Genomic DNA, 26,371 nt, shown 5'->3' with positions numbered 1-26,371 from the left:
CTACGAATGGAGACTCACGCATGAGCGCTGTCATGACGCCTGCCGATTTCAACGACTACAAGGTCGCCGACATTTCCCTGGCCGCCTGGGGCCGCCGCGAGCTGATCATCGCCGAATCCGAAATGCCGGCCCTGATGGGCCTGCGTCGCAAGTACGCCGGCCAGCAACCGCTGAAAGGCGCGAAGATCCTCGGTTGCATCCACATGACCATCCAGACTGGCGTGCTGATCGAAACCCTGACTGCCCTGGGCGCCGAAGTGCGCTGGTCGTCCTGCAACATCTTCTCTACCCAGGACCAGGCCGCCGCCGCCATCGCCGCCGCCGGCATCCCGGTGTTCGCCTGGAAAGGCGAGACCGAGCAGGAGTACGAGTGGTGCATCGAGCAGACCATCCTCAAGGACGGCCAGCCGTGGGACGCCAACATGGTGCTGGACGACGGCGGTGACCTGACCGAGATCCTGCACAAGAAATACCCGCAGATGCTCGAGCGCATCCACGGCGTCACCGAAGAAACCACCACCGGTGTGCACCGTCTGCTCGACATGCTCAAGGCCGGCACCCTGAAAGTCCCGGCGATCAACGTCAACGACGCTGTGACCAAGAGCAAGAACGACAACAAGTACGGCTGCCGCCACAGCCTGAATGACGCCATCAAGCGCGGCACCGACCACCTGCTGTCGGGCAAGCAGGCCCTGGTGATCGGCTACGGCGACGTGGGCAAGGGCTCCGCCCAGTCCCTGCGCCAGGAAGGCATGATCGTGAAGGTCTCCGAAGTCGACCCGATCTGCGCCATGCAGGCCTGCATGGACGGCTTCGAGCTGGTCTCCCCCTACAAGAACGGCATCAACGACGGCACCGAAGCCAGCGTCGACGCCGCGCTACTGGGCAAGATCGACCTGATCGTCACCACCACCGGCAACGTCAACGTCTGCGACGCCGGCATGCTCAAGGCCCTGAAGAAGCGCGCCGTGGTCTGCAACATCGGCCACTTCGACAACGAGATCGACACCGCCTTCATGCGCAAGACCTGGGCCTGGGAAGAAGTGAAGCCGCAGGTGCACAAGATTCACCGCACCGGTGCTGGCGCCTTCGATCCGGCCAACGACGACTACCTGATCCTGCTGGCCGAAGGCCGCCTGGTGAACCTGGGCAACGCCACCGGCCACCCGAGCCGCATCATGGACGGCTCCTTCGCCAACCAGGTGCTGGCGCAGATCTTCCTGTTCGAGCAGAAGTTCGCTGACCTCTCCGCCGAGAAGAAAGCCGAGCGCCTGACCGTGGAAGTACTGCCGAAGAAACTGGACGAAGAAGTGGCCCTGGAAATGGTCAAGGGCTTCGGCGGCGTGGTCACCCAGCTGACCAAGCAGCAGGCCGACTACATCGGCGTGACCGTGGAAGGCCCGTTCAAGCCGGACACCTACCGCTACTGATGGTCCGGGTGGACGGGCGCGTCCCGTTCACCCCCGTTTTCAGCCTGGCGGAGGGCGCGCCCTCCGTCTCTTGCTCCCGAGCCTGGAAAGACCCATGTCCCAAGAACGCCGTTACAGCTTCGAGTTCTTCCCCGCCAAGACCGAAGCCGGGCACGAAAAACTGATGGCCACCGCCCGCACCCTGGCCAGCTACCAGCCGGATTTCTTCTCCTGCACCTATGGTGCCGGCGGCTCCACCCGAGACCGTACCCTGCAGACCGTGCTGCAGCTGGATGGCGAGGTGAAGGTGCCCACCGCGCCGCACCTGTCCTGCGTCGGTGACAGCAAGGCCGAACTGCGCGCCCTGCTGGCCCACTACAAGGACGCCGGCATCCAGCGCATCGTCGCCCTGCGCGGCGACCTGCCGTCGGGCATGGGCATGGCCAGCGGCGAGTTGCGTTTCGCCAACGAACTCGTCGAGTTCATCCGCGCGGAAACCGGTGACCACTTCCATGTCGAAGTCGCCGCCTACCCGGAAGTTCATCCCCAGGCCCGCAGCTACGAGGCCGACCTCGCCAACTTCGTGCGCAAGGTCAAGGCCGGCGCCAGCAGCGCGATCACCCAGTACTTCTTCAACGCCGACAGCTACTTCTACTTCGTCGAGCGCGCACGCAAGCTGGGTGTGGATATCCCGATCGTGCCGGGCATCATGCCGATCACCAACTACAGCAAGCTGGCGCGATTCTCCGACGCCTGCGGCGCAGAAATCCCGCGCTGGATCCGCAAGCAACTGGAGGCCTATGCCGATGACGTGCAGAGCATCCAGGCCTTCGGCGAGCAGGTGATCACCGAGATGTGCGAACAGCTCCTCCAGGGCGGCGCCCCCGGCCTGCACTTCTACACCCTGAACCAGGCCGAACCGAGCCTGGCAATCTGGAAGAACCTCAACCTTCCGCGTTGAGTTCGCCGTAGAAGACGAAAAGGCCGGGCATTGTCCCGGCCTTTTTCTTTTCCGCATCCGGATGGCCGCGTAGGAAGTGCAAGTGCCGGCAGAGGCGACGGCGGTCACACCTTCGGTGCTTTGACCTTCGGCTTACTACCCATTGCGCGTGCGGCCACGTAATCTGGCCACATGCCACTATTCAACATTGTTCTCTTCGCCCTGCTCGCGTGCCTGAGTTCAGTCGTCCAGGCCGAGCCCCTGCGCATCGTCAGCGAGCCCTGGGCCCCCTACATTTACGAAGAGAACGGCCAGTTGCGTGGCCTGGACTACGAAGCCAGCTCCATCGTTTTCCAACGGATGGGCATCGAGGTCCAGTGGAGTCTGATGCCCTGGAAGCGCTGCCTGGTGGAGCTGGAAAGCGGGCAGGCCGACGCGGTGCTGGACATTTTCCACAAGCAGGAGCGCGAGTCGCAGATGGCCTTCCCCGCGGAGCCGCTGTCGGAAGTGGAATTCGTACTCTTCTATGCGCGGCAACGGCCCTATCCATTCCAGCGCCTGGCCGATCTGCGGGGCTTGAAGATCGGCGTCTCGCCCGGCTATTGGTACGCCGACCAGGCCTTTCGCACCTCGCCACTGTTCATCCGCGAGCCAGCGCCCACCCACGAGGCCAACCTCGGCAAGCTGGTGCGTGACCGCGTCGACCTCGTGGTCAACGATCGCCGCGCCGGCCAGTTCCTGGTTCGCCAGATGGGACTGCAGGCGCAGATCGCCAACCATCAACGCGTGATCGGCCGCGACCGCCTGTACCTCGCTTTTCGCCGTCAAGCACAGCTGGAAAGCCTCGCTGCGCCTTTCGGCGAAGCGCTCAAGCGCTTCAAGCAGGAGCCGGCATACGCGCAACTGGTGGCCCGTTATCGCGAACCGGATCGTGAAATCTCCAGCAACCGTTGAGCGCCGTGAGGGCTGTACATTCGCGAGGAGCTGTTATACTCGGCGCTCCGTCAGGCATACGCCCGGATGCTGAGCCACCCTCAAGCCAGCAGGACCGGTCGGGATCGCGAGCCATCGCTGCGATTCGAGCCAGACAAGATCGCCCTTTCGGGCCAGCCCCTAGAACTACACAGGATTTCCCATGTCCTTTGCTTCCCTCGGTCTCTCCGAGGCATTGGTCGGCGCTGTCGAAGCCGCCGGCTACGCCCAGCCCACTCCCGTGCAACAGCGGGCGATTCCCGCCGTGTTGCAAGGCCGCGACCTGATGGTTGCTGCTCAGACTGGCACAGGCAAGACTGCCGGTTTCGCGCTGCCGATCCTCGAGCGCCTGTTCCCCAACGGACACCCTGACAAGTCCCAGCGACATGGCCCGCGCCAAACGCGCGTGCTGGTCCTGACCCCGACCCGCGAACTCGCGGCCCAGGTGCATGACAGCTTCAAGCTCTACGCCCGTGACCTCCACCTGGTGAGCACCTGCATCTTCGGCGGCGTCGGCATGAACCCGCAGATCCAGGCCGTTTCCAAAGGCGTGGACCTCCTGGTGGCCTGCCCCGGACGCCTGCTCGACCTGGTTGGCCAGGGCGCCATCGACCTCTCCCATGTAGAGATCCTGGTGCTCGACGAAGCCGACCGGATGCTCGACATGGGCTTCATCCACGATGTGAAGAAGGTCCTCGCCAAGCTCCCCCCCAAGCGCCAGAACCTGTTGTTCTCGGCGACCTTCTCGAAAGACATCGTCGACCTCGCCAACAAGCTGCTGCACGATCCCGAACGCATTGAAGTGACCCCGCCGAACACCACGGTGGAGCGCATCGAGCAGCGCGTGTTCCACCTGCCGGCGAGCCACAAGCGTGCCCTGCTGGCGCACCTGATCACCGTCGGTGCCTGGGAACAGGTGCTGGTCTTCACCCGCACCAAGCACGGCGCCAACCGCCTGGCCGAGTACCTGGCCAAGCACGGCCTGCCCGCTGCAGCGATCCACGGCAACAAGAGCCAGAACGCGCGCACCAAGGCCCTGGCCGACTTCAAGGCCAACGACGTGCGCATCCTGGTGGCGACCGACATCGCCGCCCGTGGCCTGGACATCGACCAGTTGCCCCATGTGGTCAACTTCGAATTGCCCAACGTCGAGGAAGACTACGTACACCGCATCGGCCGTACCGGCCGCGCCGGTCGTAGTGGTGAAGCCATCTCCCTGGTCGCCCCGGATGAAGAGAAACTGCTGAAGGCCATCGAGCGCCTGACCAAGCAGAAGATCCCGGCCGGCGATACCCAGGGCTTCGATCCGGCCACCGTCGAAGCCGAGCGTCCCGAAGCCCGTCCGCCGCGCCCCGAGCGCCAGCCGCGCGCTGACAAGCCAAAACGCGAAGGCAAGCCCCAGCAGCAAGCGCCCCAGGGCCCAGTTGAAGCCAAGGAAGCCGGCGAAGGCGACGAAGCCAAACCGCGCAAGAGCCGCAACCGCCGTCGTGGCAAAGGCAAGGGCCAGGAGCAGGGCGCGGACCAGAAGGTCGCAGGCGCCCAGCAGCAGCAACCCAAGCAGGCACGCCCGCAGCGCTCGACGCAGCCGGCAGCTGATCGTGATCCGGAAGAATTCCTCGATGACGACGTGGACAACTTCGGCAATCGCGCCGACTACGTCAGCCCCTACCCGCCCAAAGGCCAGAACCAGGGTCGCAACCAGCGCCGTGGCGGTCAGGGCCAGGGGCAGGCTCCAGGTCAGCGCCAGGGTCAGGGCCAACCCCAGGGCCGCAGTGGCCAGGGGCGTGGGCAGGGCCAGGGTGAGAACCAGGGCCGACGCCAAGGTAGCGGTGGCCAGGGTAGTGGCAGTGGCAGTGGCAGCAGCCCGAAGCAGGGCCAGAAACAAGGCCAGCAGCGCCAGGGCAAGCCCGCCAACAAGACTCGTGGCAGCGGCCAGCGCCGTGGTGAAGATCAACTGGTATCCCGCGGTCGCGACGAGCCGGCCGTTCAGGATCCTCGTGCCAACAAACCGGCACCGAAGATCATCATGAAAGAGTCCCGCGCCGACCGTTTCCCGACGCCGGAGCAGTTGGACGAACTGCAACAGACCAACCGCCCACGCGGCGAGAAACCAGCCTTGCTGACCCGCAATCGCTGAGTTTCACCTGCTCATGAAAACGCCGGCCCAGTGCCGGCGTTTTCGTTTTCGGATCATGCAGTCCCTGCGCGATGCAGCGACTACGAGCCGATGAAAACACCAGCTCGGCGTCGACATTTTCATTTCCGGGGGTGATGCAGGTCCGAACAGCAAAACGCCGGCACTGGGCCGGCGTTCTGGTACTGCGGGAAACGCGCTTAGGAACGCACGCCCTCGAAGGAAATGATCAGCTCGGCTTCCTGGGAGGCCGGACCGAGGTCCTTCTGGATGGCGAAGTCTTTCAGCTTGATGGTGGTGGCGCCTTCGAAGCCAGCGCGGTAGCCGCCCCACGGGTCGTCGCCCTGGCCAACGAACTTCGCCTTGATCACGACGGGCTTGGTCACGCCGTTGAGGGTCAGGTTGCCGGCCACGTCGGCAGTCCCCTGGCCAGTGGACTTGACCGAGGTGGACTCGAAGGTGGCGGTGGGGTTCTTGCTGACGTTCAGGAAGTCGCCGCTCTTGATGTGCTTGTCACGCTCGGCGTGGTTGGTATCAACGCTGGCGGTCTTCAGGGTGACCTTGATCTTGCTGGCCTCGGGGTTCTTTTCGTCGAAGCTGAAGCTGCCGTCGAAATCCTTGAAGGTCCCGTAGATGTAGCTGTAGCCCAGGTGGCCGATCTTGAAGTTGACGAAGGCGTGCTGGCCTTCCTTGTCGATCACGTAGTCGGCGGCCATGGCCTGGCCGGCGAACAGTGCGGCACCGAGGGTCAGGGCAGCGAAGGTTTTCTTCAGCATCGGGGAATCTCCTTGTTGAGTTGCAGCTTATTTGGCGGCGCGGCCGAGCATGCGGGTCAGGGTCGCGTCGCGGTCGATGAAATGGTGCTTGAAGGCGGCAAGTGCATGGATGCCGGCGAAAATCAGCAGGCCCCAGGCGAGGTATTCGTGGATGGCACCGGCGACATCTTCCTGGTCGGGGATGGCGGTCAGGGTGGCCGGCACCTCGAACAGGCCGAACACGGCAATGCCGCGACCTTCGGCGGTGGAGATCAGGTAGCCGGAAATCATCAGGGCGAAGAGGCCGAGATACAGGACCAGGTGACCGAGCTTGGAACCCAGGCGGGTCATCGGTCCATGGTTGGGAAGCGCCGGCGGCGGCGGGCTGATGAAGCGCCAGACCAAGCGCGCGACCATCACCAGGAACAGCAGGATGCCGATGCTCTTGTGGAGGTCCGGAGCGGTCTTGTACCAGCTGCTGTAGTAGTTCAGACCGACCATCCACAGGCCCAGGGCGAACAGGCCGACGAAGACGATGGCCACCCCCCAATGCAGAAGAATACTCACCAGGCCGAAGCGGGACGGAGAATTACGCCATTGCATGAAATGAATCCTTGGAAACACAGGCTGGGTAAACGCGAGTGATTTAGCCTAGCGACAAATCTATCGAATTAAAGCGGAAAATTTCGCTTTGAAATATCGAGTAATACGATCTTTATAACGAACGGATCTTTGCGGAATTTTGTCGAAGGAACTGGCTGAAAGTTCGTCAGCCGCAGCCGAACGGCGCGGCGGAGGGGATCGGCGGCAGGAAAACCCGCCGCCGACGAGGCAACTCAGTTGAACAGCCGAGAGAAGAAGCCCTTCTTCTCTTCCGTGGTGCTCGCCTTGGGCTTCGCTGCCGGCTTGGCTTCGGCCACCACTTCGACGGGGCCCACGGCCTTGCCTGCCTTGAGGTCGGCCACCTGGCCGGCGGCGCGCTGGCCACTGCGCAGAGCGCCTTCGAGGGTGCCCGGATACAGCGCATCGGTGTGCTCGCCGGCGAATACCACGCGGCCCAGGGGCTGCTCCCACATGCGCCAGTAGAGGCTGATTTCGCCCGGGCCATAGGCCAGGTAAGCACCGCCGGCCAACGCGTCCTTGCCGTAGCGACGCAGCTCGAAGCCCTTGAACTGTTCGCGGGCGCCCGGGAAATGCTTGTCGAAGCGGATCAGCACCTGGTCGACCATCTGCCGGTCGCCGAAGGCCTGCATGAGGCGGGCGTTGTCGCCGGACAGGTTGATCAACAGGTTGGCGCCGCCCTTGAGGGCCGGCTCGACCCAGAGCATGCCCAGCCCCTGATCGCTATAGACTTCGCCGGAAAGGCGGCTCTTGCCCCAGACCGGTTTCTTGAACTGCAGCAGCATCTGGTCGCGCCAGCCGTAGTTGATGTCCTTCAGGGCGCGCAGCTGCAGCGCCGAGAGAGACGGCGTCATGCTGATCTTGCCCAGGGCCGGCAGCGGCACGGCGAGTACGACGTAATCGGCCTGGTAGCCGGCGCCGCCGACCTTCACGGTGACGCCCTCCTTCTCCTGCACGATCGCGGAAACGCGGGCATTGGTCTTGATGGTCTTGATCTGCTTGGCCATGGCCTGCGCCAGGCCCTGGCTGCCACCAGGCAAGCGCGCGGCACGCATCTCGGTATCCGGCAGGCCACGGTAGACGCGGGCTTGCTGGGCGAGGTAGAGCAGCGACAGGCGCGACGGTTCGTCATAGCGCGAGCGGATGCGCTGATCCACCAGGGCCTTGGCGGTCGGCGCCAGGTTCAGCTTTTCCAGCCAGCGCGCCACGCTGATGGAGTCGAGGGTCTGCAGCGTGTGGTTGGCCAGCGGCTTCATCGGGTCGTCAATGGAAGCCGCCAGGTCATCCAGGCTCTTGTCGAAGCGCTTCAGTCCTTCGACGGTGCTGGGCGCCTCCTTGAGCAGGTCGGCTTCGGAGAAGTAGCGACCGTTCACCAGATAGCCCGGAGCGCGCACGTAATCCGGTGCAGGTACGGCCTTCAGCTTGAACTGGTCGAGGTAGCGATACAGGCTCGGTTGCAGCTTCGCGCTACCGACCCACTCACTGGCGGCAAGGCCGGAACGCCCACCGATGCTCGGTTTGGCCTCCAGCACGGTGACCTGCCAGCCCTTCTGCTGCAGCTCGTAGGCCGAGGTCAGGCCCGCCATGCCGCCACCGATGACGATGGCCGTCGGCTGCTTGTCCTTGGCCAGCGCCGTCGCGCTCAGCCCTCCCAATACGATCAGCGCCAATGCGCGCCAGGCTGCAGGCATGAAAATCTCCCCCGGTAAAACAGTGTCGTTCTGAATTGGCGCGCAGGATACGCCAGCCCTGCCGGCCGGAACAGACGTGCCTTGAGGCCGGCAGGCAGCGTCCTGCTTGTCCAGGGCGGAGGCATTGCATAGGCTTCGCCGATCGCTACAGGAGAACGACTCATGGGCCTCAATGCCGACTGGATGCAACGCGACCTCGCTGTGCTCTGGCACCCCTGCACCCAGATGAAAGATCACGAACGCCTGCCGGTGGTACCGATCCGTCGTGGCGAAGGCGTCTGGCTGGAAGACTTCGAGGGCAAGCGCTACCTGGATGCCGTCAGCTCCTGGTGGGTGAACGTCTTCGGCCACGCCAACCCGCGCATCAACCAGCGCATCAAGGATCAGGTGGACCAGCTGGAACACGTGATCCTCGCGGGCTTCAGCCACCAGCCGGTGATCGAACTGTCCGAGCGCCTGGTGAAGATCACCCCCAAGGGCCTCGATCGCGTGTTCTATGCCGACAACGGCTCCTCCGGCATCGAAGTGGCGCTGAAGATGAGCTACCACTTCTGGCGCAACCAGGGGCTGGAGCGCAAGAAACGCTTCGTCACCCTGACCAACAGCTACCACGGCGAAACCGTGGCGGCGATGTCGGTGGGCGACGTCGCCCTCTTCACCGAAACCTACAAGTCGCTGCTGCTGGACACCCTCAAGGTGCCCAGCCCGGATTGCTACCTGCGCCCCGAGGGCATGTGCTGGGAAGAACATTCCCGCGCCATGTTCGCCCACATGGAACGCACCCTGGCCGAGCACCATGAGGAGGTCGCCGCTGTCATCGTCGAGCCGCTGATCCAGGGCGCCGGCGGCATGCGCATGTATCACCCGGTCTACCTCAAACTGCTGCGCGAGGCTTGCGACCGCTATGGCGTGCACCTGATCCACGACGAGATCGCCGTTGGCTTCGGCCGCACCGGCACCATGTTCGCCTGCGAGCAGGCCGGCATCGCCCCGGACTTCCTGGTGCTTTCCAAGGCCCTCACCGGCGGCTACCTGCCCATGGCCGCCGTGCTTACCTCCGAGGCCGTCTACCAGGGCTTCTACGACGACTACCAGACCCTGCGCGCGTTCCTCCACTCGCACACCTACACCGGCAACCCGCTGGCCTGCGCCGCCGCCCTGGCGACCCTGGACATCTTCGAGCAGGACAAGGTGATCGAGGCCAACCGCAAGCTGGCCATGCGCATGGCGACCGCAACCGCGCACCTGGCGGATCATCCCCATGTGGCCGAAGTGCGCCAGACCGGCATGGTGCTGGCCATCGAGATGGTCCAGGACAAGGCCAGCAAGGCGCCCTACCCCTGGCAGGAACGCCGCGGCCTGAAGGTCTTCCAGCACGCACTGGAGCGTGGCGCCCTACTGCGCCCGCTGGGCAACGTGGTGTATTTCCTGCCGCCCTACGTGATCACCGAAGAGCAGATCGACTTCCTGGCTGAAGTGGCCAGCGAGGGTATCGACATCGCCACTCGCGACTCGGTGAGCGTGTCGGCAGCAGCCGATCTGCACCCGAACCATCGCGATCCGGGCTGACGGGTAACACGGACGGCGCGCCAGGCCTTAAACTGCGCGCCTGTCCCACCTCTGCCCGAACGCCCATGCGCCTTTCCCGTTTCTTCATCGATGCCCCGCTCTCCCTTGGCCAGCACGAACTGCCCGAGGCCCAGGCCCACTACATCGGTCGCGTCCTGCGCCATGCCGCGGGCGATGCCGTGCAACTGTTCGACGGCTCCGGCCAGGAATACCTCGGCGAACTGATCGAAGTGGGTAAGAAGGCAGTGCGGGTCGAGCTGCGCGAGTCCTTCACCGGCATGGCCGAATCGCCCCTGCGGATTCACCTGGGCCAGGGCCTGTCACGTGGCGAGCGCATGGACTGGGCGATTCAGAAGGCCACCGAACTGGGCGTAGCCGAGATCAGCCCCATCGTCAGCGAACGTTGTGAAGTGCGTCTGAAGGACGAGCGCGCCGACAAGCGCCTCGCGCACTGGCGGCAGATTGCGATCAGCGCCTGCGAGCAATGTGGACGTTCGGTGCTGCCGGTGATCCACGCGCCGGTCACGCTGGCCGATTGGCAGCGCGAGGTGCAGGCGGATCTCAAGCTGGTCCTGCATCCGGTGGCCGAGCCGCTGGCCAGCCATGCCAGGCCGATGACGCTGGCCTTCCTGATCGGCCCCGAGGGCGGCCTGGCCGAAGCCGAGGTCGAATCCGCGAAAGCGGCGGGCTTCCACGCAGCGCGGCTGGGACCACGGGTGCTGCGCACCGAAACAGCGCCGGTGGTGGCGCTCAGCGTGGCTCAGCAACTATGGGGTGATTTCTAGCGCGATGCGCTGACGTAGGTTGGTCTGAGCTACGCGAAGCCCAACACGCGGGCTTACCAGAGAAACGTTGGGCCTCGCTGCGCTCGGACCAACCTACGGCAATCAGATCAGTCCAGCATCAGCGCCAGCACTGCCCAAGGCGCTGACGTAGGTTGGTCTGAGCTACGCGAAGCCCAACACGCGGGCTTACCAGAGAAGCGTTGGGCCTCGCTGCGCTCGGACCAACCTACGGGAATCAGATCAGGCCAGCATCAGCGCCAGCACTGCCCAAAGCGCTGCCTACGGTGCTCAGATCAAACCGGCATCTGCCAGCATCTGTTCCAGGGCCACAAGGTCGGGGATCTTCGCCACGTCGGTGCCGAGTTGCACCGAGTCCAGCTCCAGGGCCGCCAGCGGCGCGTTGGCGCGGCGGAGGTCTGTTTCGAGCTTCAGCGAGCGGGGAATGCCTTGCAGCAGCAAGGCGATGAACTTCACGTGCGGGCGACCGCCGAGGGCGTTGAGCACCGCGACCCGGGCACCTGAACCCACCTTGGCCTCACCGCCGGCGGCCGCCTCGAAGGACAGCAACGGCAGGCGCAGGTCACGCCACGCCACCTGGCCCAGCAGCCAGGCCGGCAGGCCCGGCGTCGCCTGAGGCGCGCGATAGGGAATGAGTTCGGCCAGCGCCACGTTGGGCACCAGCAGGGTACGGTCGGACAGCGGGAGCAGAAGCCCGGTAAGGCTGGCGGAGCTGTTCTGGGTGGTAACGGCTTGGCTCATGGAAATTCCTGGGTTAGCTGCACTGTGCGGCCAGATGTTCGACCAGCTTCGCCGCCAGCTCTCGCGGTTCGCCGCTGAAGCTGCTGTAACCGCCTTCGCGCAGGCTGTCGGGCATGCTCGAACAAGCGCAGCTTTCGGCGCTCTGGGTCCAGATCAGTCCACCTTGCCGGCGCAGGTAGGCAGCGGCGGCGCTGCCATCGCTCCCCATGCCACTGAAGGCGATGACACCGCACTGGGCACCGTAGTGCTGGGCCAGGTTGAGCATGGCCTGGTCGATGGACGGGCTATAGGGCTCCGGCCAGGGGCGCTCGCTCACCTGCATCTGGCCGTCTTCGCTGAAGTTCAGCTCACGACTGATGGGCACCACGACGACCTCACCGCAGCGCACGGCGTCGGCATGGCGGACCTGGTTGACGTGCCACTGGCTGTGGCGACCCACCGCCTGGGGCAACGCGCCCTCGAAGCTGGGGTCGATGTGCTGGGCATAGATGAAGCCGATGGGCAGGCCACCGGGCAGAGCGTCGAGGAACGCCTTGACCGCCGCCGGACCGCCCAGGGAAGCGGCCAGCAGCCAGACCTGGCGCGCAGGCTCGCCCGCCACCAGTGGCGTATCGGCCAGCGCCCTGGGCAGTTCCAGGCGCGCCGGACGCTGCGCATCCGCCAACAGGGTCTCCAGGCTCGGCCCCACGGCCACGGCGGGATCGCCGACGAGTTTTTTCAGCTTGCCGAACAGGCGCCGCTCCCAACGCGGGTAATGCTCGGAATGGCGCTCCGGGGCATGGCCTTCGCCGAACAGGACGGGCGCGCTGGCATGCTCCAACAGGCTGTCCACCAGCGGCGAGTCCTCGGACAGGGCGAGATCCACCAGCCACAGGTCCGCCTCGCAGGCGCCGAGGGCTTCATCATCGAGGCGGGCAGGATCGCTGTTGAGTACGACCTGGTAGCCGTTGCCGGTCAGCGCCTGCTGCAGCACATGGCGCTGCAGCGAGGTGTCGGCGAGCACGGCGATCCGTGCGGAAGTCTTCTCTGTCATGTCCGTTTGACCAGATGCTGGATGGATTCGAGCAGCAGCGATTCCTGGTAGGGCTTGCCGAGGTAGTCATTGACGCCGATGGCCATGGCACGCTCGCGGTGCTTCTCGCCGGTACGCGAGGTGATCATGATGATCGGCAGGTCCTTCAGGCGTTCGTCGTGGCGGATCAGGGTCGCCACTTCGAAGCCGTCCATGCGCGGCATCTCGATGTCCAGCAGCATGATGTCCGGGCGCTGCTCCTGCAGCAGGGCGATGGCGTCCACCCCGTCCTTGGCGGTGAGCACGTTCATGCCGTTGCGCTCCAGCAGGCGGCTGGTGACCTTGCGTACGGTCACCGAGTCGTCCACCACCATCACCAGCGGCGGACGTTCCAGGTCGACTTCCGCCGGCAGCAGGTTGGCGCTGGCCGAACGCAGCTGCGGCTGCACCAGGTGCGCGTGGCGCGTACGGATGGTCGCCAGCAGGTCCAGGATCACCACCACGCGGCCGTCACCGAGGATGGTGGCGCCGGAGATACCGTGGACGCCGGCGAACTGCGGACCGAGGCTCTTCACCACGATCTCGCGGGAGCCCACCAGGGCGTCCACCTGCACCGCCACGGCGTGCTCGGAAGAGCGCACCAGGATCACCGGTAGCGGCAGGCTCTGGCCCACCAGCTTGGGTTGCTGACCGTTGGCCAGCAGGTCGCCCAGATACTTCAGTTCGTAGTTCTGCCCGGCATATTCGAAACGCGGCGCGTCGGGCTGGTAGTAGGTTTCCAGCTCGTAAGGGGAAACCCGCACGATACCTTCGATGGTGTTCAGCGGGATGGCATAGAGGTCTTCGCCGGAAAGCACCATCAGCGCGCGGTTCACCGACACGGTGAACGGCAGGCGGATGAGGAAGCGGCTGCCCTCGCCCGGTGTCGAGTCGATGCTCATGGTGCCGCCGAGTTGCTTCACCTCGGAATGCACCACGTCCATGCCGACGCCACGGCCGGAAATCTGGGTGACCTTGTCGGCGGTGGAGAAGCCCGGCTCAAGAATGAACTGCAGCACCTCGTGGTCCGACAGGTCGGACTCGGCGTCCATCATGCCGCGCTCGATCGCCTTGCGGCGCACGGCCTCCAGCTTGATGCCGGCACCGTCGTCAGCCAGGGTCAGGACGATATCGCCACCTTCGCGGCCGAGGTTCAGGCGGATAGTGCCGTTCTCCGGCTTGCCAGCGGCACGGCGCGCTTCGGCCTTCTCGACGCCATGGTCAACCGCGTTGCGCAGCATGTGCTCCAGCGGCGCCACCATGCGTTCCAGCACGGTGCGATCCATCTCGCCTTCAGCGTTGCCGACGACGAACTCCACTTGTTTGTCGAGCTCGCTGGCCACCTGCCGGACAATACGGCGCAGGCGCGGTACGAGGCGGTCGAAGGGCACCATGCGCGTACGCATCAGGCCTTCCTGCAGCTCGGTGTTCACGCGCGCTTGTTGCAGCAGCAGGGTTTCCGCGTCGCGGTTCTTCGCCGCCAGGGTTTCCTTGAGGTCGAGCAAGTCGGACGCGGACTCGAACAGCGCTCGCGACAGCTGTTGCAACTGCGAGTGACGGTCCATTTCCAGCGGGTCGAAATCTTCGTAGCCGGCGCGTTCAGCTTCGGCCTGGTAGCGGCTGAGGATCTGCGCCTGGGTCTCGGTATCGAGACGGCGCAACTGGTCGCGCACCCGTTCGATGGTGGATTCCATCTCGCTCAGGGTGAAGCTGAAGTCGCTGACCTGCTGTTCCACACGGCCGCGGAAGATGGAGGTCTCACCGGCAAGGTTGACCAGGCCTTCGAGCAACTCCGCAGGCACCTTCACCAGCTCCTGCGGCGCGCGGCGGGCGGCGGCCTCCTGGGCGGCTTCGCGGGCGCGGTGCACGAAGGGCAACACACGTTCTTCACCGACCACCAGTGGCTGGACGCTGGCCGCGACGATAGGCGCGGCGAGCTGCGGCGCTTCCGCTTGGCTCGGTGCAGGCGCCGGGGCCAGGTCTTCTGCGTTGCGCTTGTCGAGTTGCTGGCGCAGTTCTTCCAGTTCGGCCTGCAGGCCTTCGTAACCGGACTGCACGTCGAGGAACAGGCTTTCCGGCCAGGGCGCGCCTTGCTGCTGGGCCTCGACCAGATGCTGTTCGAGATCGTGGGTGAGGTCGCCGAGGCGCTTCTGTCCGGCCAGTCGCGCGCCACCTTTGAGGGTGTGCAGCACGCGCAGCAGTTCTTCCACATGGGTGCCGTCTTCGCGCGCCTCTTCCCAGCGGCCAAGAGCGGTTTCCATGGCCTCCAGCAGGTCGTCGGCCTCTTCCAGGAAGATGTCGAGGATATCCGCCTCGGCCACGGCCTCCAGGTCATCCGCGGCGGCAGGCTGGAGGTGCACGGCGCTGGGCATGCTCAGCTGTTCGCTGGGATTGGCGCGCCAGCGCTGGATGGCGTCGATCAGGGCCTGGCCGTCCGGCAATGGGCGGCGGGCGCGTACCGCGTCGAGCATTTCGCTGAGGCGATCCTGACAGGCCTGCAACAGACTGAACAGGGCCGGGCTGGCGCGCAGACGACCGCCGCAAAGGCCTTCGTAAAGGAATTCCAGTTCATGGGCGAGGTCGCCGATGGGGCCGATCTCGGCCATCCGCGCACCGCCCTTGAGGGTGTGCAGGTCCCGTTGCAGGGACTCGATTTCAAGGCTGTTGTCCGGGTCTTCGGTCCAGCGCTGCAGGGCGGCGCCAGCACTGTCGAGGATGTCGAAACCTTCTTCGAGGAAGATTTCCACCAGTTCCGGGTCCTGGTCGCTGTCGAAAGGCTGCGACACGCTATAGGTGGCCGGCTCTTCAGCTACGCGCATCTCCAGCAGCTCGGCCAGGGACGTTTCGCCCTGGACCTCTGTGGCGACGTCCAGGTCCGACTCTTCCAGCTCCTCGTTGGCGGCCGCCAAGGGTTCGCTTGGATTCGCGACGTCTTCGTCGTCGAAGGTCAATTCATCGAAGGCTTCGGGTTCGGGCAGCGGTTGCACCACGGCCGCGGACAGGCTCTGTGCACCGCCCTGGCGGAAGCCGCGAATGTCCTGGATCAACTGCAACGGATCGGTCAGGACTCGGCGCGCCTGGAGCTGTTCCAGCAGCGAGGCGAGGCAGTCGTGACTCTTCTGCAACAGGCCGGCGAGGCGCGGCGAATAGTTATAGCGGCGATCCACCAGGCCTTCGTAGAGGGATTCCAGCTCATGGGCGAGATCGCCGATGGGGCGAATCTCGGCCATGCGCGCACCGCCCTTGAGGGTGTGCAGGTCACGTTGCAGGGCCAGCAGAGCCGGGTTGTTGCCTGGCTCGACGAGCCAGCGCTCCAGCGCCTTGCCAGCGCTATCGAGGATGTCCACCGCCTCTTCGAGGAAGATCGACACCATCTCTTCGTCCAGGGCGGCCGGGACTTCATCCAGCGGCTCTGCCTCGGGCGCCTGTTCGGGATCGAAGGACGCCAGCTCGGGCAATGCTACTTCCTGCAGAGCGAGTGGCTGCTCCACCAGCTCAGGCAGCGGCGGGATGTCGTCGGCACGCGCCCAATCGATGGCGTCCGCGTCGAGCTCTTCAATTTCCAGATCGGGAATGCCGGGTTCCAGCAGCGCCAGGGCCGTCGGGTCGACCACCTCCTGCAGCAGGTTGCGCAGGGCCTCGGCGCGCTCCGGCTGTGGCGTGACCTCCAGTGCGGCGGCGACCTGGTCCATCATACCGATCAGGACCTCATGGGCTGCGTCGGCTTCGCTGAAGAAGCGCTCGCTGACCGGCAGGCTGCCTTCGTCGACCGCGCCGTAGACGTCCAGCAGGGCTTCGCAGAGTTCTTCGATCTGCGGCAGCTCGGCCATCTCGGCACCACGGCCGAGCGTACTCAGTTCTTCCAGTAGCGCGCCCAGTTCCTGGCGCTCGGCCGGGTGCTCGCGCCAACGCCGCAGCAGGTCCTCGGCGTCGAGCAGGATGTCCATGCCTTCCGCGAGGAACAGGGAGATCATCTGCGGGTCGCGAGTCTCGCCCTTGTCGTCGCGGCGCGCGGCACTGGCGGCGTCCAGGCGATGCTGATGCAGCTTCTGGATGCGTTCCAGCAGCTCATCGGTGCCGGTAATCGCCGCCAACGGTGTGCTGTCGAGCTGGGCCACGCCCTGATGCAACAGGTTCAGTGCCTCGCGCAGCAGTTCGGCCTCGGAGAGGTCGATGCTGAGCAGGTTGGTCTTGTATTCCTTGGCCAGTTTTTCCAGCGGCGTGGCGATTTCCGCGATCGGCAGGATGCCCGCCATGTGCGCGCTGCCCTTGAGGGTGTGCAGGGCGCGCTGGAGGTCGTCGTTGACGGTCTGCGGCAGCTCGTGGTCGCAGGCCTTGATGAAACCGGCGAGGGTTTCCAGGTGCAGTTCCGCCTCGTTGCGGAAGATTTCCAGCAGTTGCGGGTCCAGCGCCTCGCCAGACTCGGTGATGACCGGAGCATGCAGCTCGCCCACGGGCTCGATGGCCTGCTCTGAACCCGGGGCTTCAGATTTTGGGAGCAGTTGCCCCTTGGCCAGGGCGTGGGCCGTGGCGGCCAACTGGTCAACGTCATCGCGCTGGCGCTGGGCCTTGCCGGCGTAGTCGTCGACCAGGGCGGGCAGCAGGTCGACCACATCCTGGATCACCTGGTAGACCGGTTCGCTGGTCTCGATGCTGCGATCCAGCACGCGGTTGAGCAAGTTCTCCACCGACCAGGACAGTTCGCCGATGACCAGGGCGCGCACCATGCGACCACTGCCCTTGAGGGTGTGGAAGGCACGACGCACTTCACCGAGAGCGTCGCGATCATTGCTGTCGGCACGCCAGCGCGGCAGGTACTCGGCCAGGGTTTCCAGAACTTCGCCGGCTTCTTCGATAAAGACTTCCTGCAGCTCGTCGTCCACCGGTTCTTCATCGGCGGGTGGCGGCAACAGGCTCGGCGGCACCTCGCGGGCCGGCGGATTGAAGGCGGGCACGGGCGCTGCCATGACTTCCGCCAGCGACAGCGGCCGCTCAACGGCGGGCGCTTGCACCGGCGCTTCCAGCGGTGCGCTGGGTAGTTCCACCTCCGGCAGGCCAAGCTCGGCGAGGGCGGCTTCGTCCCACTCCAGCGGTGCCGGCAGGTCTTCCAGGTTCATCGCTTCCAGCTCGGCCACCGGTTCGGCGCCGGGCAGGGCGTCAAGCTCGTCGAAGTCCAGGCTCGGCAGCGCATCGAGGCCGGCTTGGGGCATGTCCAGCGCCGGCTGATCGCCCGGCAGGGCCGGCGGCAGTTCTTCCAGGTCGGCGAGGTCGAAGCTTGGCAACGGCTGGTTCTCGTCGAACTCCAGCGGCGTGTCGAGACTGAGGTCAAGCAGTTCGCCCTCCACCGCCAGCGGCTCTTCAGCCAAGGCGGGCAGGCTGTCAAGCTCGGCCAGATCGAGGCTGGGCAGGGCTCCGTCGTCCTGCAGCAACGACGGTTCCAGCTCCAGGTTCGCAGCGGCCTCGGGCTCCAGGCTGAGTTCGATGGTTTCAACCGACTGCTCGGCTTCCAGCTCATCCAGGTTCCAATCGCTCTCAGCCAGCAGCGGTTCGCTTTCGGCGGCCGGGACCCCGGCAATGGACTCAAGCTCCAGGGGAGCATCCAGGCTCAGATCGATGACTTCGGCAGCGGGTTCGACTTCCAGCTCACCCAGGCTCCAGTTGTCATCGGAGACCAGCAGCTCGCTCTCGGCGGCCGGAACCTCAGCAGCAGCCGCAGGCTCCAGCGGTTTGTCCAGGCCGAAGTCGATACCTTCGGCGAGCGGCTCGAATTCCAGGTCGTCCAGGCTCCAGCTGTCTTCGGCGACAGCCAGTTCGCTCGCAGCGGCTGGAACTTCGCCAGCAGCCAGCTCCAGCGGGGCATCCAGACTGAAATCGATGCTTTCGGCGGCCGGTTCGGCTTCCAGCTCACCCAGGCTCCAGTTGTCATCGGAAACCAGAAGCTCGCTCGCAGCGGCTGGCGTTGCGGCATCGCCAAGCGCTTCGCGGGCAACATCCTGTTCGAGGTTGGCGCCATCGATGGCCGGCTCGAAGAAGAATGCCTCAGGCATCACCGCTTCCGGCTCGTCTTCCGGATCGAGGTGCTGATGCAGTTCCGATTCTTCGGCCGCCAGTACTTCGATTTCCTGAAGCGGATTGGCCAGGGGCGCAGGGGCCTCGTCCTCATCCACCCGATCGAGGATGGAGGGTTTTTCCTTCAGCGGATAACCCAGGGACTCCAGGCTTTCCTCGGCCACATCGAGGATCAGGTCGCCCTGGGCGGCATGGTCTTCCGAGAGGCGTTCGAGGTAGTACTCAACGCTGGTGATGGCGTCGGCCAGGGTGTCCAGGCTCTGCCAGTTGGGCACGGCCTTGCGGGCCAGCAGCTGTTCCTGGATGTAGCGGTTGCAGGCTTCCAGCAGGGAAGCGGCGCGCGGCAGGGGGATCATCGCCAGGCCGCCTCGGGCCTGGGTCAGGAGCTCCGGCACGCGGGCCAGGTGCTCGTGGTTCCACTGCGACGCGATGAACTCGATGATGGCGTCCTTGGCCTGTTCCAGGCCGTTGCGCGCCTCCTTGATCACCAACTGGTGAATCTGCGCCACGTCGGTGGTGGGCAGGTGGCTTTCTTCCGCCGCGCCATCGTCCGCCGGGCCGACCATGCCGGCCAGGGTGGCTTCGACGTAGAGCAATGCGCCGGCGACATCCATCAGCACCGCGTCGCTGGGTTCGCGCTGGCCAAGCGACAGGCCGTGGATGACGTCGATCTGGTCGAGGATGACCTTGCGTGGCTGGCCGAAGCCGAGCACCGCCAGGGTGTCGGCGATCTGCTTGAGCGGCGGCAGCAGGGAGTCCAGTTCGGCGACCCCGCTACGGTCGCTGCGGACGAAGAGGTCGAGGCTGTCCTTGACCCGCACCAGTTCCTCACAGAGGGCGGTGACCACCGAGCGCATGGCATCGCGGTCAGGGCCGGCAAGACGGGCACGTTCCTCGTCTACCACGGCGGTGTCGGGCAGCGCCTCGTCGAGGCGATAGCGTTCCTTCAGGGCACGGATACGCGGCGACTGGGCCGGTGCCTTGGCGACGTAGAACAGCAGGTTCTTCACCAGGTCTTCCGGGGCGGCCTGGTTGAAGCCGTCAGCGCCCTCTTCGAGCAGGCGCTTGAGCTCCTTGTCCACCTGGCGCAGCAGGTTGCGCACCGAGGAACCGTTGACCACGGAGCCATTGGCCAGGCCTTCCACCAGGCCCGAGGCGATCTGCCAGAGCGGGCCGAGCGGCGCGTCCTGGCAGAGGGATTCGAGGCGCGCGAACACCCGCGCCATGTAGCCGAGGTTGGCGGCCAGGTCCTGGTTACGGATCACGCCGACCAGGGCGGTCTGCAGCATCTGCCGCAGCTTGCGCAGCAGCACCGGCAGTTCGGCGGTGCGCATGCGCGCCAGGGTGTCCATCGACAGCGCCGGGAGCACGCTGGACAGGTCAGGCGCGAACAGGCTGGTTTCCGACAACAGGTTGTCGCCACGGGCGGCACGCAGGTCGTTGAGCAGCGGCAGCAGGACCATCGGCAGGTCACGACGGGCACTCTGGATTCGGTCCAGGTACGGCGGCAGCTGCAGGATGGCCTGCATCAGCACTTCCAGGGCCTCGCCCCGGTTGGCCGCGCGGCCTTCCATCAGGGCCTGGGCAAGACGCTCCATTTCTTCGGCGAGCAGGGCCGCGCCGTAGAACTCGACCATCTGCAGCGTGCCCTGGACCTGATGGATATAGGTCAGGCAGAAACGCATGCGCGTCGGGTCCTGGGGATTTTCGACGAAATCCTCCAGGGCCTGCCGCGCCTGCTTCAGGGTTTCCGCGATCTCGCCCTTTACCCACTCGAGGGCAACGTAGTCGTGCCGATCAGTCATAGCCGTCTGCTATCCCTTCCGGGTGAATGCCAGAACCTGTTCATTGGCCACCGGCTCTAGGTCCGGATGTTGCCAACCCACTACTTCGCCCACGCCCAGCACCATCAGGCCTCCCGGCGCCAGGCGCTCGGCCAGGCGATTGAGGATTTCCCGGCGGCGCCAGCGGCGGAAGTAGATCAACAGGTTCTGACAGAAAATTACGTCCATGCCGGACATTGGCGCCTTGGCCAGCTCCAGCACATTGAGCCGTGCGCAGCACACCCGTGCGGCCAGGCTCGGCACTATCTTGTAGCGGCCATCGTCCTGGGCCTGGAAATAACGCTCGGTGAGCGCCTGTTCCAGTTGCTCCAGGCGCCGGGCGCCATACAGCCCTTCACGGGCCTTGGCCAGGGCGTTGAGGCTGATGTCGGTGCCGGTGACGCCGAAGTAATCCGGCTGTTCCGTCCCGCCCAGCGCCTCGGCCGCCACCATGGCCAGGGAATAAGGTTCCTCGCCGCTGGAGCAACCCACGCTCCAGATTTCCAGGGGCCTGGTCAGACCGCCTTCGATGCGCCCGCGCAGGTAATCCGCAAGCAGTTCGAAGGACGCCGGATGACGGAAGAAGCGGGTCTCCTGCACGGTCAGGCGATCCAGCAAAGTCGACCACTCCACCGCGCCACGCGGCCCGTCGGTGACCTGGCGGTAGTAGCTGGCGTAGTCCTGGACCCCCAGTTCGCGCATGCGCGCACTGAGATTGGTCTGGAGGAAGGACCGGCGCTGGTCGCTGACCACCACGCCGGTGCGTTCCTCGAGTAGCTTCTGCCAGTCGTGGAATTCCGCTGTCGTCATGTCGGCCAGGGGTTTCAAGGCCCAGACGCCGCCTGGCTGCATGCTGTCGTGCCCTTGATTCATGGCCGTCGTGCCGCGACCTCAGGCCGCGGCGCCTCCCCTGGTCAGGCTATGTCCTGAGCTTCCGGCAGTTTGAAACCGGAAACCGACTTGCGCATCTCGCTCGCCATCTTCGCCAGGTTGCCGATGCTCTTCGCAGTGGCGGTGGTACCGGCGGAGGTCTGCGAGGTGATCTCCTGAATCACGTTCATGGTGTTGGAGATATGGCCAGCGGAGGACGCTTGCTGACGAGCGGCGTTGGAGATGTTCTGGATGAGCGCGGCGAGGGTCTTGGATACCTTCTCGATCTCTTCCAGGGCCACACCGGCGTCCTGTGCCAGGCGGGCACCACGGACCACTTCGGAGGTGGTCTGCTCCATGGAGATAACCGCTTCGTTGGTGTCGGTCTGAATGGTCTTCACCAGCGCCTCGATCTGCTTGGTCGCGGCCGAGGAACGTTCTGCGAGTCGCTGTACCTCGTCCGCGACCACGGCGAAGCCACGGCCCGCATCGCCCGCCATGGACGCCTGGATCGCGGCGTTAAGGGCGAGGATGTTGGTCTGGTCGGCGATGTCGTTAATCAGGCTCACGATGTCACCGATCTCCTGGGACGATTCACCGAGGCGTTTGATCCGCTTCGAGGTGTCCTGGATCTGCTCACGGATGTTGTCCATGCCGGTGATGGTGTTGTGCACCACTTCGTTGCCCTTGTTGGCGATGGCTACGGAACGTTCCGCTACCGCCGAGGACTCGGAGGCGTTCGCCGATACCTGGTCAATGGACACGGCCATTTCGTTGATCGCGGCGGAGGCACCGGCGATTTCCTGGGCCTGGTGCTCGGAAGCCTCGGCCAGGTGCATGGCAGTGGCCTGGGTTTCCTGGGCGGCGGCGGCCACCTGCACAGCGGTCAGGTTGATGGTTTCAACCAGTTCGCGGAGCTGGTCGATGGAGTAGTTGATGGAGTCCGCGATCGCACCGGTGAAGTCTTCGGTCACGGTCGCGGCCACGGTCAGGTCACCGTCGGCGAGGTCGGCGATTTCGTCGAGCAGACGCAGAATCGCGGCCTGGTTACGTTCGTTCTTCGCGGCGGTTTCAGCCAGTCGGCTGCGGGTGCTCTGAACCATTACCAGGCCGATGAGGATGATCGCGCCCAGGGCGAGGGCACCCAGCACGTAGCCGGCCAGGGTGTTCAGGCCACGGCCGTTGGCCAGGTTCTCGAAGCCGGTGGTCAGGGCGGATGCCTTGTCCAGCAGGGTCTGGGAGCCGGTGAAGATGGTGTTGGCGGATTCGCGGACCTGGAACAGTTCCGGAGAGGTTTCGAGGATCTCGTCCACCGAACCGGAAACGAACTCGAAGAGCTCGGAAATCTCCTGCAGGCGCTCCAGCGCCTCGGTGTTGGTCACCTTGGAGATATCCATCGCCGCGTTGCCTTCGAGCATGGCGTTCAGCACGCGGCCGAACAGGCTGGCGTCGCGGCCGAACATGTCGGCGGCCTGTACCGAGTCTTCGTCACCGGCCAGTACCTTGTTCACCGAGCCCAGGATACGTTCTGCCAGCAGCGACTGGCGCTGGGCCACGGAAACCTGGCTGGCGGGCGCACCGCTTTCGAGGAGGATGTCCACGACTTCCTCGTACTCGACCTGCAGCTGCGGAATGGTCTCGGCGAGGGTGGCGGCTACCTGGTGCAGGGAAAGTACAGTCTGCTCGCTAGCCAGGATGGCGTCGGCGTTCTTGCGCAGGCTGTCCCAGTCCTTCTGCACCGTATCCACTTCGCCCTTCACGGCGACGGGAGCGGCAGGCAGGCCGGTAGAGGCGTCGCCCTTGACCAGGAAGTTCCAGCGCGTCTCGAAGTCGTTACGCGCGTCCATCAACAGGGCGAAGGCTTCAGCCTTGCCCGCCGCGGCTTCGGTGGAGTTCTTGGCGATACGCTGGGACAGCACGCGCAGTTCACCGGCGTGGCTGATGTATTCCTTGTCGTAGTTCGCCTGGGTGTTGAGGTACGCGAAGTTCGCGAACAGCAGCACGATGGCGATGATCAGGACCACGAAGAGTCCGGCGATCAGCGACGTACTGCGCACCCCTGAAAACAGATTGCCTGCGTTTAGTCTTTTCATTATCGGGCCCCCGCCTGGACCAACCACTTTATTCCCATGTAACGCCAAAGGGCCGGCAAAGCCGGCCCAACCTTGAAGTCACGGCCCCCGGGGTCTGCCTCGGGGACCGATACAGGACGCCAGGCGCCCTGCGTAGAACCTAGCCAGCCACCTCGAGGAACTCCTGGTGCTGCGCGAGTGCGTGCGGGCTGAACACCAGCCAGGGCTGCTCGCGATGGAAAACACCATGAATGAAGGGCTGGATACTGGCCTCCAGGGGAGGCAACTCCTCGCTGAAGGAGTCCACCAGGAAATGCTGCATACCGAAGACTTCGTCGACGATCAGCCCGGCGAAGATCTCCTGGTGGTCCACCACCAGAACCCGGCGCTGCTTGCGCAAGGGCGACAGATCGCTGCCGAAGAAGCCGCACAGGTCCATGACCGGCAGCAGGCGTCCGCGCACGTTGGAAACGCCCTTGACCCAGGTCTTCACACCGGGAAGCGAGGTGTGGCGAGGCTCGTGCAGCACTTCGCTGACCTCACCCATGGGCGCGACGAACAGGCGCTCGCCCATGCGGAAACCGATGCCGCTCCAGCTCTGCACCACCTGCTGTTGCGCAGGCAGGCCCGCCGCCAGCGCGCGACAGCGCTGGTCGATCTCGAACAGGAGCTGGAAAGGAGACTGCGAATCCGACATGGCGACCGGCCTTGGCCTGTTTCTAATAATTATGTTGCAGGGACCGCCGCGGCATTCAGCCGGCCAGTACTGCGCTCAGGGTCTTGATCAGGGTGTCTTCTTCAATCGGTTTGGTCAGGTAATCCTTGGCGCCCTGACGCTTGCCCCAGACCTTGTCGGTCTCCTGGTCCTTGGTGGTGACGATGATCACCGGGATGTGGCTGGTTTCGGCGTCCTTGGTCAACTGACGGGTCGCCTGGAAGCCATTGAGGCCGGGCATCACGATGTCCATCAGGACGGCATCCGGCTTCTCCTGGCGGGCCAGGGCCACGCCATCGGCGCCATTCTCGGCCTTGAGTACCTGGTGACCGTGCTTCTCGAGCATGGCGGTCAGCTTGTACATCTCGGTAGGCGAGTCATCAACAATCAGAATACGAGCCATTGTGTTCCCCATACGGAAAGGCTTCACCGGCCATCAGGCCGGACTTCAGGAGGCTTGCTCCACCGGGGTGAAATCGGGGACGTGAGTCTTGATCGCGCCGAGCAGCTCTTCCTTGCTGAAAGGCTTGGTGAGGTACTGATCGGAACCGACGATGCGACCCTTGGCCTTGTCGAACAGGCCGTCCTTGGAGGACAGCATGATCACCGGGGTGGATTTGAAAGCACTGTTGTTCTTGATCAGGGCGCAGGTCTGATAACCGTCCAGGCGCGGCATCATGATGTCGACGAAGATGATGTTCGGGTGGGAATCGGCGATCTTGGCCAGGGCATCGAAACCATCAACTGCGGTGATGACCTCACACCCTACTTTCTTGAGCAGAGTCTCGGCTGTACGACGAATCGTTTTCGAATCGTCGATCACCATGACCTTCAAACCGTCGGAATGCTGTTCCATGTTCGCCCTACCATCGCCTCGGTGAGTCGTTATTCTGCTTTATATATGTGCCTGAGGCCCTACAACCGACGGGCTGCGACCCAATCGTCGGGCATTTTTAGCACAGTCTCCAGACGCAAGCTACACGGCGTCCGCATCTGCCTCACCTCCCCCCTGGAGGAAGGTTTTTCCCTTGACCGCAATCAATGCTGGCGCCACCCTGAGCGCCTTATCCAAACCGGCCCGCCAGCCCTGGCGCGCCCCTTGAAACCTGTTGCGGAGACCCCCCATGAGCGTTCGCCTCGGGATCGTCATGGACCCCATTGCGCAAATCTCCTTCAAGAAGGACAGCTCCCTGGCCATGCTGCTGGCCGCCCAGGAGCGCGGCTGGTCACTGTTCTATATGGAGCAGCAGGACCTATACCAGAAAAACGGTGAAGCTCGCGCGCGCATGCGCCCGCTGAAAGTCTTCCTCGACCCTGCACACTGGTTCGAGCTGGAGGCCGAGGCCGATACCCCGCTGGCCGAGCTGGACGTGATCCTGATGCGCAAGGACCCGCCCTTCGACAACGAGTTCGTCTACTCCACCTACCTGCTGGAACAAGCCGAACGTGCCGGCGTGCTGGTGGTGAACCGTCCGCAGAGCCTTCGCGACTGCAACGAGAAGTTCTTCGCCACCCTGTTCCCCGATTACACGCCGCCAACCGTGGTCAGCCGACGAGCGGACATTCTGCGCGAGTTTGCCGAAGAACAGCGTGACATCATTCTCAAACCCCTGGATGGCATGGGCGGTTCCTCGATTTTCCGCCACCGCGCCGGCGACCCGAATCTCTCGGTGATCCTGGAGACCCTGACCGCCCACGGCAGCCAGCAGATCATGGCGCAGGGCTACCTGCCGGCGATCAAGGACGGCGACAAGCGCATCCTGATGATCGACGGCGATCCGGTGCCTTACTGCCTGGCGCGCATCCCGGCTGCCGGCGAGACCCGTGGCAACCTGGCCGCAGGTGGTCGGGGCGAGGCGCGCCCACTGACCGACCGCGACCGTGAAATCGCCGCCGCCGTCGGCCCGACCCTGCGGGAGAAAGGCCTGCTGTTCGTCGGTCTGGACGTGATCGGCGAGCACCTCACGGAGATCAACGTCACCAGCCCCACCTGCATTCGCGAGATCGACAATGCCTACGGCACACGCATCGGCGAACGATTGATGGATGCGATCGCCGACAAGCTCGAGGCGCGGAGTGCTTCATAGACTTTTATGCGGACGCTCGGCAGACTGCGCCGCTATCTGAAGCAAGCTG

18 protein-coding genes are annotated in these 26,371 nt (G+C 64.7%); 7 read left to right on the top strand and 11 right to left on the bottom strand.

Features of this window, described 5'->3' with window-relative positions; all coding sequences use genetic code 11:
• Positions 1-20 precede the first annotated feature (20 nt).
• The 4 genes from ahcY (at position 21) to MnOB_RS10725 (ending at position 5,458) form a co-directional block, all read left to right on the top strand.
• Entirely contained in the window at positions 21-1,430 is a 1,410-nt protein-coding gene (gene ahcY / locus MnOB_RS10740) for an adenosylhomocysteinase (RefSeq protein ID WP_077524207.1), read from the top strand.
• A gap of 94 nt (positions 1,431-1,524) precedes the next feature.
• Positions 1,525-2,370 (top strand): methylenetetrahydrofolate reductase [NAD(P)H], encoded by an 846-nt coding sequence (gene metF, locus MnOB_RS10735; RefSeq protein WP_077524206.1) that lies wholly within the window; start codon positions 1,525-1,527, stop codon positions 2,368-2,370.
• A 171-nt stretch (positions 2,371-2,541) separates the two neighbouring features.
• Positions 2,542-3,303 carry a substrate-binding periplasmic protein gene (locus tag MnOB_RS10730; RefSeq protein WP_077524205.1) on the top strand — a complete coding sequence of 254 codons (762 nt, stop codon included), beginning with the start codon at positions 2,542-2,544 and terminating at the stop codon, positions 3,301-3,303.
• 181 nt (positions 3,304-3,484) lie between these two features.
• Positions 3,485-5,458 (top strand): RNA helicase RhlE2, encoded by a 1,974-nt coding sequence (locus tag MnOB_RS10725; protein WP_199824520.1) that lies wholly within the window; start codon positions 3,485-3,487, stop codon positions 5,456-5,458.
• Positions 5,459-5,655: 197 nt separating this feature from the next.
• On the opposite strand, the gene MnOB_RS10720 is transcribed toward MnOB_RS10725, so the two are convergent.
• The 3 genes from MnOB_RS10720 to MnOB_RS10710 all read right to left on the bottom strand — a co-directional run bounded on the left by MnOB_RS10720 (position 5,656) and on the right by MnOB_RS10710 (position 8,522).
• Positions 5,656-6,231: a YceI family protein gene (locus MnOB_RS10720; protein WP_077524204.1), complete on the bottom strand. Its 576-nt coding sequence runs from the start codon at positions 6,229-6,231 to the stop codon at positions 5,656-5,658.
• 27 nt (positions 6,232-6,258) lie between these two features.
• Positions 6,259-6,813 (bottom strand): cytochrome b, encoded by a 555-nt coding sequence (locus MnOB_RS10715; protein WP_077524203.1) that lies wholly within the window; start codon positions 6,811-6,813, stop codon positions 6,259-6,261.
• A 233-nt stretch (positions 6,814-7,046) separates the two neighbouring features.
• Positions 7,047-8,522 (bottom strand): flavin monoamine oxidase family protein, encoded by a 1,476-nt coding sequence (locus tag MnOB_RS10710; protein ID WP_077524202.1) that lies wholly within the window; start codon positions 8,520-8,522, stop codon positions 7,047-7,049.
• Positions 8,523-8,684: 162 nt separating this feature from the next.
• Between MnOB_RS10710 and MnOB_RS10705 the strand changes: the two genes are divergently transcribed.
• Together MnOB_RS10705 and MnOB_RS10700 are read left to right on the top strand one after the other, a co-directional pair.
• Positions 8,685-10,091, top strand: a complete 1,407-nt coding sequence (locus MnOB_RS10705; RefSeq protein WP_077524201.1) for an adenosylmethionine--8-amino-7-oxononanoate transaminase — start codon at positions 8,685-8,687, stop codon at positions 10,089-10,091.
• Between the two features lie 65 nt (positions 10,092-10,156).
• On the top strand, positions 10,157-10,876 hold the full coding sequence (locus MnOB_RS10700; RefSeq protein ID WP_077524200.1) for a 16S rRNA (uracil(1498)-N(3))-methyltransferase: 720 nt from the start codon (positions 10,157-10,159) through the stop codon (positions 10,874-10,876).
• Positions 10,877-11,164: 288 nt separating this feature from the next.
• On the opposite strand, the gene MnOB_RS10695 is transcribed toward MnOB_RS10700, so the two are convergent.
• The 8 genes from MnOB_RS10695 to pilG form a co-directional block, all read right to left on the bottom strand.
• Positions 11,165-11,635: a chemotaxis protein CheW gene (locus MnOB_RS10695; protein ID WP_077524199.1), complete on the bottom strand. Its 471-nt coding sequence runs from the start codon at positions 11,633-11,635 to the stop codon at positions 11,165-11,167.
• A gap of 13 nt (positions 11,636-11,648) precedes the next feature.
• Positions 11,649-12,668 carry a chemotaxis protein CheB gene (locus MnOB_RS10690; protein ID WP_077524198.1) on the bottom strand — a complete coding sequence of 340 codons (1,020 nt, stop codon included), beginning with the start codon at positions 12,666-12,668 and terminating at the stop codon, positions 11,649-11,651.
• Positions 12,665-20,560, bottom strand: coding sequence for an Hpt domain-containing protein (locus tag MnOB_RS10685; protein WP_077524197.1), 7,896 nt, complete (start codon positions 20,558-20,560; stop codon positions 12,665-12,667). Before MnOB_RS10685 ends, MnOB_RS10690 begins: the two co-directional genes overlap by 4 nt.
• A 9-nt stretch (positions 20,561-20,569) precedes the next feature.
• Positions 20,570-21,430, bottom strand: coding sequence for a protein-glutamate O-methyltransferase (locus tag MnOB_RS10680; RefSeq protein ID WP_077524244.1), 861 nt, complete (start codon positions 21,428-21,430; stop codon positions 20,570-20,572).
• Between the two features lie 62 nt (positions 21,431-21,492).
• Positions 21,493-23,541 (bottom strand): methyl-accepting chemotaxis protein, encoded by a 2,049-nt coding sequence (locus MnOB_RS10675; protein ID WP_077524196.1) that lies wholly within the window; start codon positions 23,539-23,541, stop codon positions 21,493-21,495.
• A 139-nt stretch (positions 23,542-23,680) separates the two neighbouring features.
• Positions 23,681-24,217, bottom strand: a complete 537-nt coding sequence (locus MnOB_RS10670; RefSeq protein WP_077524195.1) for a chemotaxis protein CheW — start codon at positions 24,215-24,217, stop codon at positions 23,681-23,683.
• A gap of 55 nt (positions 24,218-24,272) precedes the next feature.
• A complete protein-coding gene (pilH, locus tag MnOB_RS10665) occupies positions 24,273-24,638 on the bottom strand; it encodes a twitching motility response regulator PilH (protein WP_077524194.1) in 366 nt (121 codons plus the stop codon).
• A 45-nt stretch (positions 24,639-24,683) separates the two neighbouring features.
• Positions 24,684-25,091 carry a twitching motility response regulator PilG gene (pilG, locus tag MnOB_RS10660; protein WP_077524193.1) on the bottom strand — a complete coding sequence of 136 codons (408 nt, stop codon included), beginning with the start codon at positions 25,089-25,091 and terminating at the stop codon, positions 24,684-24,686.
• A 268-nt stretch (positions 25,092-25,359) separates the two neighbouring features.
• On the opposite strand from pilG, the gene gshB reads away from it, so the two are divergent.
• Complete coding sequence (gene gshB / locus MnOB_RS10655; protein WP_077524192.1) at positions 25,360-26,322, top strand: glutathione synthase; 963 nt, start codon at positions 25,360-25,362, stop codon at positions 26,320-26,322.
• Positions 26,323-26,371: the final 49 nt, after the last annotated feature.

The sequence above is a fragment of the Metapseudomonas resinovorans genome (genome assembly GCF_002003485.1).
GTDB classification, from domain to species: domain Bacteria; phylum Pseudomonadota; class Gammaproteobacteria; order Pseudomonadales; family Pseudomonadaceae; genus Metapseudomonas; species Metapseudomonas resinovorans_D.
The sequence above is the reverse complement of the archived record's forward strand: the minus strand, read 5'-3'. Positions and strand labels throughout refer to the sequence as shown.

Excerpts from the sequence above, each read along its gene's own strand:
- ahcY (WP_077524207.1), top strand. The coding sequence starts at position 21 with ATGAGCGCTGTCATGACGCCTGCCGATTTCAACGACTACAAGGTCGCC.
- metF (WP_077524206.1), top strand. The coding sequence starts at position 1,525 with ATGTCCCAAGAACGCCGTTACAGCTTCGAGTTCTTCCCCGCCAAGACC.
- MnOB_RS10730 (WP_077524205.1), top strand. The coding sequence starts at position 2,542 with ATGCCACTATTCAACATTGTTCTCTTCGCCCTGCTCGCGTGCCTGAGT.
- MnOB_RS10725 (WP_199824520.1), top strand. The coding sequence starts at position 3,485 with ATGTCCTTTGCTTCCCTCGGTCTCTCCGAGGCATTGGTCGGCGCTGTC.
- MnOB_RS10720 (WP_077524204.1), bottom strand. The coding sequence starts at position 6,231 with ATGCTGAAGAAAACCTTCGCTGCCCTGACCCTCGGTGCCGCACTGTTC.
- MnOB_RS10715 (WP_077524203.1), bottom strand. The coding sequence starts at position 6,813 with ATGCAATGGCGTAATTCTCCGTCCCGCTTCGGCCTGGTGAGTATTCTT.
- MnOB_RS10710 (WP_077524202.1), bottom strand. The coding sequence starts at position 8,522 with ATGCCTGCAGCCTGGCGCGCATTGGCGCTGATCGTATTGGGAGGGCTG.
- MnOB_RS10705 (WP_077524201.1), top strand. The coding sequence starts at position 8,685 with ATGGGCCTCAATGCCGACTGGATGCAACGCGACCTCGCTGTGCTCTGG.
- MnOB_RS10700 (WP_077524200.1), top strand. The coding sequence starts at position 10,157 with ATGCGCCTTTCCCGTTTCTTCATCGATGCCCCGCTCTCCCTTGGCCAG.
- MnOB_RS10695 (WP_077524199.1), bottom strand. The coding sequence starts at position 11,635 with ATGAGCCAAGCCGTTACCACCCAGAACAGCTCCGCCAGCCTTACCGGG.
- MnOB_RS10690 (WP_077524198.1), bottom strand. The coding sequence starts at position 12,668 with ATGACAGAGAAGACTTCCGCACGGATCGCCGTGCTCGCCGACACCTCG.
- MnOB_RS10685 (WP_077524197.1), bottom strand. The coding sequence starts at position 20,560 with ATGACTGATCGGCACGACTACGTTGCCCTCGAGTGGGTAAAGGGCGAG.
- MnOB_RS10680 (WP_077524244.1), bottom strand. The coding sequence starts at position 21,430 with ATGCAGCCAGGCGGCGTCTGGGCCTTGAAACCCCTGGCCGACATGACG.
- MnOB_RS10675 (WP_077524196.1), bottom strand. The coding sequence starts at position 23,541 with ATGAAAAGACTAAACGCAGGCAATCTGTTTTCAGGGGTGCGCAGTACG.
- MnOB_RS10670 (WP_077524195.1), bottom strand. The coding sequence starts at position 24,217 with ATGTCGGATTCGCAGTCTCCTTTCCAGCTCCTGTTCGAGATCGACCAG.
- pilH (WP_077524194.1), bottom strand. The coding sequence starts at position 24,638 with ATGGCTCGTATTCTGATTGTTGATGACTCGCCTACCGAGATGTACAAG.
- pilG (WP_077524193.1), bottom strand. The coding sequence starts at position 25,091 with ATGGAACAGCATTCCGACGGTTTGAAGGTCATGGTGATCGACGATTCG.
- gshB (WP_077524192.1), top strand. The coding sequence starts at position 25,360 with ATGAGCGTTCGCCTCGGGATCGTCATGGACCCCATTGCGCAAATCTCC.